At 70.9% G+C, this 6,873-nt stretch carries 9 protein-coding genes; 4 read left to right on the top strand and 5 right to left on the bottom strand.

Features of this window, described 5'->3' with window-relative positions; translation table 11 throughout:
• Nucleotides 1-224 precede the first annotated feature (224 nt).
• Nucleotides 225-899 carry a DNA-3-methyladenine glycosylase gene (locus UWG_RS0111115; RefSeq protein ID WP_016907283.1) on the bottom strand — a complete coding sequence of 225 codons (675 nt, stop codon included), beginning with the start codon at nucleotides 897-899 and terminating at the stop codon, nucleotides 225-227.
• Nucleotides 900-1,059: 160 nt separating this feature from the next.
• Here UWG_RS0111115 and UWG_RS0111110 point away from each other — a divergent pair, with 160 nt between their 5' ends.
• Nucleotides 1,060-1,842: a sporulation protein gene (locus tag UWG_RS0111110; protein ID WP_016907282.1), complete on the top strand. Its 783-nt coding sequence runs from the start codon at nucleotides 1,060-1,062 to the stop codon at nucleotides 1,840-1,842.
• 7 nt (nucleotides 1,843-1,849) lie between these two features.
• Here the strand turns inward: UWG_RS0111110 and UWG_RS0111105 are convergent, their stop codons facing one another.
• Entirely contained in the window at nucleotides 1,850-2,281 is a 432-nt protein-coding gene (locus UWG_RS0111105) for a barstar family protein (protein WP_016907281.1), read from the bottom strand.
• A gap of 140 nt (nucleotides 2,282-2,421) precedes the next feature.
• Between UWG_RS0111105 and UWG_RS0111100 the strand changes: the two genes are divergently transcribed.
• Both UWG_RS0111100 and UWG_RS0111095 read left to right on the top strand, forming a co-directional pair.
• Nucleotides 2,422-2,955, top strand: coding sequence for a YbhB/YbcL family Raf kinase inhibitor-like protein (locus UWG_RS0111100; RefSeq protein ID WP_016907280.1), 534 nt, complete (start codon nucleotides 2,422-2,424; stop codon nucleotides 2,953-2,955).
• Nucleotides 2,956-3,088: 133 nt separating this feature from the next.
• Nucleotides 3,089-3,568: an HNH endonuclease gene (locus UWG_RS0111095; protein WP_016907279.1), complete on the top strand. Its 480-nt coding sequence runs from the start codon at nucleotides 3,089-3,091 to the stop codon at nucleotides 3,566-3,568.
• Nucleotides 3,569-3,623: 55 nt separating this feature from the next.
• On the opposite strand, the gene UWG_RS0111090 is transcribed toward UWG_RS0111095, so the two are convergent.
• The 3 genes from UWG_RS0111090 to UWG_RS0111080 are packed head-to-tail and all read right to left on the bottom strand — an operon-like array spanning nucleotide 3,624 to nucleotide 5,862.
• Nucleotides 3,624-4,565 (bottom strand): SPFH domain-containing protein, encoded by a 942-nt coding sequence (locus tag UWG_RS0111090; protein WP_016907278.1) that lies wholly within the window; start codon nucleotides 4,563-4,565, stop codon nucleotides 3,624-3,626.
• Nucleotides 4,566-4,619: 54 nt separating this feature from the next.
• Nucleotides 4,620-5,051 carry an NfeD family protein gene (locus tag UWG_RS0111085; RefSeq protein ID WP_016907277.1) on the bottom strand — a complete coding sequence of 144 codons (432 nt, stop codon included), beginning with the start codon at nucleotides 5,049-5,051 and terminating at the stop codon, nucleotides 4,620-4,622.
• Between the two features lie 13 nt (nucleotides 5,052-5,064).
• The gene (locus tag UWG_RS0111080; RefSeq protein ID WP_016907276.1) at nucleotides 5,065-5,862 is read right to left on the bottom strand and encodes an ABC transporter ATP-binding protein; all 798 of its coding nucleotides are present in this window, start codon (nucleotides 5,860-5,862) and stop codon (nucleotides 5,065-5,067) included.
• Nucleotides 5,863-5,974: 112 nt separating this feature from the next.
• Between UWG_RS0111080 and UWG_RS0111075 the strand changes: the two genes are divergently transcribed.
• Nucleotides 5,975-6,799: a hypothetical protein gene (locus UWG_RS0111075; RefSeq protein WP_016907275.1), complete on the top strand. Its 825-nt coding sequence runs from the start codon at nucleotides 5,975-5,977 to the stop codon at nucleotides 6,797-6,799.
• Nucleotides 6,800-6,873 lie beyond the last annotated feature (74 nt).

The raw sequence follows: 6,873 nt of genomic DNA, 5'->3' as shown, positions 1-6,873 counted from the left end.
CATCGAACCCCTCCCAGGGCCCTCCGGGCGCTTCCCTCTCGGTGTCCACTACTTTAGCCGATTTCCCTTCGGGCTCCTAATCGGGCCCTCCCCGGTGCTTTCGGGCAAACGAAAGCAGTCCCGGATCCGGGATCTTCGCAGTAATGGTTGGTCGCCTACGGGAACTCGATGGGCGGTCTGGGACCGCGCTCTGAGCCACCCCGCTTCAAGCGACCCGATCTACATTAGGGCGTCTGCTTGGTCGCGTCAACCCTGGGGGTGCGTCGCCTCGGTTGGTGGGGGCGGTACGGGCTGACCGTGGGGTCGCCGTCGATCCAGAAGCGCCACGGGTGGTGGGCGCCCTCGCCGCCGACGCCGGTGCGTGGGCCGTTGCGTATGGCGGTCCGGTGCGGCAGCTCGCCCGTGAGGACGCGGAGGGGGGCCGTGGTGTCCGGACCGCAGACGTCCGTTCCGTTGAGCGTGCGGTCGATGTCGAGCGACGTCGCGAGGCGGGCCGGTCCCTTGGCGAGCTCGGTGTCGCGCTTCGCCTTGGGGCGGCGGGCACGGGCCTGGTCGTGGCCGGTGAGGAGCTCGCCTGCGCGGAGGAGGACTCCGCTCGCGTGGTCCTCGGGGCCGCAGACGAGGTTGAGGCTGAACCACATCCCGTAGATGAAGTACACGTACGCGTGGCCCGGCGGGCCGAACATGGACGCGTTGCGTTGGGTGCGCCCGCGGTACGCGTGCGAACCGGGGTCTGCTTCACCCGCGTACGCCTCGACCTCCGTGATGCGGAGTGCCATCGGGCCCTCGGCGGTGGTGCGTACCAGTGTGCATCCGAGCAGCTCCGGGGCCACCTCCAGGACCTGGCGGTCGAAGAAGGAGCGCGGTAGCGGGGCATGACTGGCGTTGCCGGGTGGCATACGGTCTCGACCAGCGATCATGCCGTCCGAGCGTAACCGAGTGGCCGGGGGTGCCGCCGGGGTCGCGTATGTGAGGTGGACGGCGGGTGCCGCGAGGGGAGACGCCTCTCCCTCCACGCGGTGCCACGGGGCAGGGGAGGCCGAGTGGGAGGACCCGGAGATGGTGTGGAAGAAGCTGTTCGCGAGCGTGGGGGTCGGTGGGGCTTCTGTCGACACGGTGCTGCACGAACCGAACGTGGTGCCCGGTGGTGTGGTCCACGGGGAGGTGCGGATCGCCGGTGGGGCCGTCGAGCAGACGGTGCAGAGTCTCTCGGTGGGGTTCCTCGCGCGGGTCGAAGTCGAGAGGGGGGACGGGGAGGTCAAGAAGGACATCGAGTTCGCCCGTCAGCGGATCGGGGGCGAGCTGCAGCTACGCGAAGGGGCCGTGCACACGGTGCCGTTCGCGCTGGAAGTCCCTTGGGAGACGCCGTTGACGGTGCTCACGGGGCACCGTCTGCCCGGCATGGAGATCGGGGTGACGACGGAGCTCGCCCTCGCCAAGGCCGTCGACTCCGGTGACCTCGACCCCGTCCACGTCCATCCGCTTCCGGCGCAGCAGGCGCTCCTCGAAGCCTTTCTCGGGCTGGGGTTCCGGTTCAAGTCGGCCGATCTGGAGCAGGGCGTCGTCCGGAACACGCGGCAGCGGCTGCCCTTCTACCAGGAGGTCGAGTTCCACGCGCCACCCCAGTACCGGGGGCTGCGCGAGGTGGAGGTGACGTTCGTCGCCGACGGCCGGGAGATGGACGTCGTGCTGGAGATGGACAAGAAGCCGGGGCTCTTCAGCGAGGGCAGCGACTCGTACCACGCGTTCCGGGTCGCTCTCGCGGACTACGCGTCGACGGACTGGGCCGGCTACCTCAACCGCTGGATCTCCGAGGTGAGCGGTCGGCGCAACTGGCTGTGAGCGCGGGCTAGCCGAGGAGCACGGTGAGCGGGGTTTCGCGGACCGCCCAGTAGCCGGCGGCGGCGGAGAGGACGCCGGCTGCCGAGTCCGCCTCGGCCGGGGCTGCCTGCTCGAAGCCGGCCCAGCCGGCGGTGAGGAGGAGGTAGCCCTCGGTCTCGCCCCACCACGAAAGGTCCGTGAGGCAGTCCGAGAGAGCGTCCCAGTTGCGGCCGAAGTAGCCGGGGAGTTCGAGGCCGACGGCGAACGCCTCCATGAAGCCCGCCTTGTCGGTGACGCCCGTGAGGTCCGCGACGGCGCCGATCCAGCCGGCCGCCTCGGCGTGCATCAGGGCGTCGGGACCGACGCCGGGGCAGCGGTAGACGCCGGCGGGGACCGACCCGTCGAAGACGCCGGGGAGGTCCTGGTACGGAAGGTGGGGCAGGTCGACTGAGCTGGTCATGTCACACCATCGCTTTGCGGATCTGGTGGCGGCAAGGGGTGGGGGAGGTCTCTGCTCCGCCCCGCCATGGTGACAAAGCCGCGGCTCCTGGCTGGTTAGGCTGGCCGTTGCAGCGATTCGCACGACGAGGAGGGTCCGACGTGACCGACAAGCAACGGCGTCCGCTTCCGCACGAGTTCCACCCTCCGGTGCCCGGGTTCCGGGTGGTCAGCGACGACCTGGTGGACGGCGGCCGGTTGGGTTCCGGGCAGGTCTACGGCGAGGGCAACACCTCGCCGCAGCTCAGCTGGTCCGGGTTCCCCGCCGGTACGAAGAGCTTCGCCGTGACCTGCTTCGACCCGGACGCACCGACGGGCAGCGGCTTCTGGCACTGGTCGGTCTTCGACATCCCGGCCTCCGTCACCGAACTCCCCGCCGGCGCAGGCACCGGAGAGATGGCGGGGCTGCCCGAGGGCGCGGTCCACGTCCGCAACGACTTCGGCGACCGGGAGTTCGTGGGAGCCGCTCCCCCGCCCGGGGACGGGCCGCACCGCTACGTCTTCACGGTCTACGCCGTCGACAGCGAGAAGCTGGGACCCGACGGGGACGCCACCCCGGCCTTCGTCGGGTTCAATCTGCGGTTCAAGACGATCGGCAGGGCCCAACTGATCGCTGAGTTCGAGCTCGAGGGCTGAACCGCGCGCCCGCCCCTCTCCCCCGTCGCAACTTCCCTCGCGGCGGGGGAAATTGCGTTGTACGGGGTATCTCCCGGCTGCACAGTGGAGCCACCCGCGCGGGGGTGCGGGTGGGGCCTGGGAGGTGGCGGGGATGCGTCGGACGCTGATCCTGAACGCGAGCTTCGAGCCGTTGTCGGCCGTGCCTGTGCACCGGGCGGTGGTGCTGGTGCTCCGCGGGAAGGCCGTCGTCGAGCGGGCGCATCCCTCGTTGCGGTGCAGGGCCGCCGAGTTGGAGGTGCCGGCGCCCGAGGTGATCCGGTTGACGCGGTACGTCAGGGTGCCGTTCCGGGCGCGGGCGCCCTGGTCGCGTCGGGGTGTGCTGCTGCGGGACCGGTACAGGTGCGCGTACTGCGGACGGCGTGCCGGGACGGTGGACCACGTCGTGCCGAGGTCCAGGGGCGGCACCGACTCGTGGCTCAACACCGTTGCCGCGTGCGGCGGCTGCAACCGGAGGAAGGCGGACCGCACGCCCGCGCAGGCCGGTCTCGTACTGCTCTCGGCGCCCTTCGCGCCGTCACCGGGTGACGTACTGGTGCGGAGCCTCGAGACGAGGGCGCCGGCGGCTGCCTAGCAGGTCGCCCGCCTCCTCGGGGTGTGCGTAGCCCGAGAAGGCGGGCGCTTCCGGATCAGTCGACGGGGGGCTGCTCCACGGGCGCCTTCGTCATCGAGGCGCCGCCGCCGTTGCCGCCGCCGCCCGGACGGAAGTTGTCGAGCGCGCCGCCGAGCCCCTTGAGGGCGTCGCCGATCTCGCTGGGCACGATCCAGAGCTTGTTGGCGTCGCCTTCGGCGATCTTCGGGAGCATCTGGAGGTACTGGTAGGAGAGGAGCTTCTGGTCCGGGTCGCCCGCGTGGATCGACTCGAAGACGGTGCGGATCGCCTGCGCCTCGCCTTCCGCCTTCAACGCGGCGGAACGGGCCTCACCTTCGGCCCGCAGGATCGAGGACTGCTTCTCGCCCTCGGCCTCCAGGATCTGCGACTGCCGGACGCCCTCCGCCTGGAGGATCGCGGCGCGCTTGTCCCGGTCGGCGCGCATCTGCTTCTCCATGGAGTCCTGGATGGACGTCGGCGGTTCGATCGCCTTCAACTCGACGCGGTTGACGCGGATTCCCCACTTGCCCGTCGCCTCGTCGAGGACGCCGCGCAGGGCCGCGTTGATCTCCTCGCGGGAGGTGAGGGTGCGCTCCAGGTCCATGCCGCCGATGATGTTCCGCAGGGTGGTGACGGTGAGTTGCTCGATCGCCTGGATATAGCTGGCGACCTCGTACGTCGCCGCACGCGCGTCCGTCACCTGGTAGTAGATGACCGTGTCGATGTTGACGACCAGGTTGTCCTGGGTGATCACCGGCTGCGGGGGGAAGGGGACGACCTGTTCGCGGAGGTCGACGCGGTTGCGCACGGTGTCGATGAACGGCACCACGATGTTGAGGCCGGCGTTGAGCGTGCGGGTGTACCGGCCGAAGCGCTCCACGATGGCGGCGCTCGCCTGCGGGATGACCTGGATCGTCTTGATGAGTGCAATGAAGACCAGCACCACCAGGATGATCAGGACAATGATGATGGCGTCCATCGCCTGCCCCCTGCGTATTGTGTGACGTACGTGCTTACGCTGTGTGCTCTGACATCACATCACGACCGCCGTTGCGCCGTCGATCTCGACGACGTCCACCTGACGACCGGGCTCGTAGGCGCTCTCGGTGTCGAGTGAGCGCGCCGACCAGACCTCACCGGCGAGCTTGATCCGCCCGCCCTGGCCGTCGACCCGCTCGAGCACCACCGCCTGGCGGCCCTTGAGCGCGTCCACACCGCTGCTCAACTCCGGCCGCTCGGCGCGCATTCGGCGCGCGACGGGGCGCACGACGAGGATCAGCGCACTGGAGACGACGGCGAAGACGACGACCTGGGCGACATACCCCCCGCCCAGCCCGGCGGTCCCGGCCGCGGCGACCGCGCCGACGGCGAGCATGCCGAACTCGGGCATCGCCGTGAGTACCAACGGGATACCGAGTGCTGCGGCGGCCACGAGCCACCAGACCCATACGTCCACACCGCCCATGGTAGGCGGGTGTTCAGGTCAGCGGCAGCCCCTGCGCCGACCAGCGATCGCCGTGCTGGTCGACGACGAGCGGCAGCCCGAAGCACTTGGAAAGGTTCTTCGACGTCAGCTCCGTCTCCAGCGGCCCGGCGGCGAGCAACTTGCCCTGCCGCACCATCAGGACGTGCGTGAAGCCCGGAGGGATCTCCTCGACGTGGTGCGTCACCATCATCATCGACGGCGCCAGCGGATCGCGCGCGAGGCGCCCGAGGCGGCGCACGAGGTCCTCGCGGCCGCCGAGGTCGAGCCCGGCCGCCGGCTCGTCGAGGAGCAGGAGTTCGGGGTCGGTCATCATCGCGCGGGCGATGAGGGTGCGCTTGCGCTCGCCCTCGGAGAGGGTGCTGAACCGGCGGTCGAGGTACTCGCTCATGCCGAGGACATCGAGGAAGGCGCGCGCGCGGTCCTCGTCGACGCGCTCGTAGCTCTCCTGCCAGTGCGCCGTCATGCCGTAGGCGGCGGTGAGGACGGTCTCCAGCACGGTCTGTTGGCGGGGAAGCTTGTCGGCCATGGCGACACCCGCGATGCCGATGCGCGGGCGCAGGTCGAAGACGTCGACGCCGACGCCGCCGAGCTCCTCGCCGAGGATCGAGACGCTGCCCGAGGTCGGGTAGAGGTAGGTGGAGGCCAGGTTGAGCAGGGTGGTCTTGCCGGCGCCGTTCGGGCCGAGGATCACCCAGCGTTCGCCCTCCTTGACCGACCAGGAGACCTCGTCCACCAGAGCTCGGCCCTCGCGGACCACGGATACGTCCACCAGCTCCAGTACTTCGCTCATGAGCGCGTTGTCTCCTCGTCTCCGCGTACCTGCATGTGCTGTGCCCGCAGGCACATTCCCCATGGGAAAACCTACGCCACCGGCCCGCCGGGCAGTTCCCTAGGCTGGTCCCATGCTCATCGAAGCGCGCTCAGGGCGCCTCACCGCTTGGGGAAATGCACTCTTCGCCGGTCTTGTCTCCCCGGACGAGGCTGCCGAGGAGATCGTCGGCGAGGACGACAGGCACCGCGTTCTCGGGGTGCCGGGCGCCGACGGCGAAGGGGTCGGCCTGACGCTCGCGCTCGGGAGGCTGCGGGCGCTGGGGGCCGTGGGGCTGCGGCTGGCGCTGCCGGCGCCCGGGCATCCGCTGGGGTTGAGCGGGCCGCCGGAGTTCAACTCTGCTGCGCTCGCCTCCGGCGAGGGCGTCGTGGTGGAGGGCGCCCGGTCGGGGCTGGTGCCCGAGGTGACGGAGTCGGGTCCCGGCGGGGACTCGGTGGGGCGTGCGGACCGGCACGTCGACGTCGTCTGGCGGTGCATGCCGGTGCGCGAGGCGCCGCCCGCGGACGTCCCCTCGCTCGGCGAGGCGGAGCGTGAACTCGCGGACGCGATGCGGGAGACGACGGAGGTGCTGACGCGGCTCGACATCGCCGGTTCGGGGCCGGTCGCCGACGCGGCGCTGGAGGCGTACCGCGCGCGGGCCGAGGCGGGCAGGCGACTGCTGGCCCCGGGGTATCCGGCGCGCGCCGTACGGGTGTTGGAGCTCGCCCAGCGCGTCCGGGCGCTGGTCTCGATCGCCTCCACGGAGGGCGGCGACGGGCGGGAGCACGGCGGTGCCGTCAGCGCGGCGCAGATCGCGGCACGCGCCGAGGCGCTCAGGCCGGTGGAACGCACGGCTCGGCGGGCGCAGGTGGCGGCGTACAACTCCTACGCGGAAGAGCGGGAGCGCAGGCGTCACTGATCGGACGTCGACGGACGGAGGCGCGGGGCGGATCGCAGCCCGGGGCGGGCGGGTGCCATGGGGCGGGCGCTCCC

The organism is Streptomyces xiaopingdaonensis (genome assembly GCF_000262345.1).
Classification (GTDB): Bacteria; Actinomycetota; Actinomycetes; order Streptomycetales; family Streptomycetaceae; genus Streptomyces; species Streptomyces xiaopingdaonensis.
The sequence above is the reverse complement of the archived record's forward strand: the minus strand, read 5'-3'. Positions and strand labels throughout refer to the sequence as shown.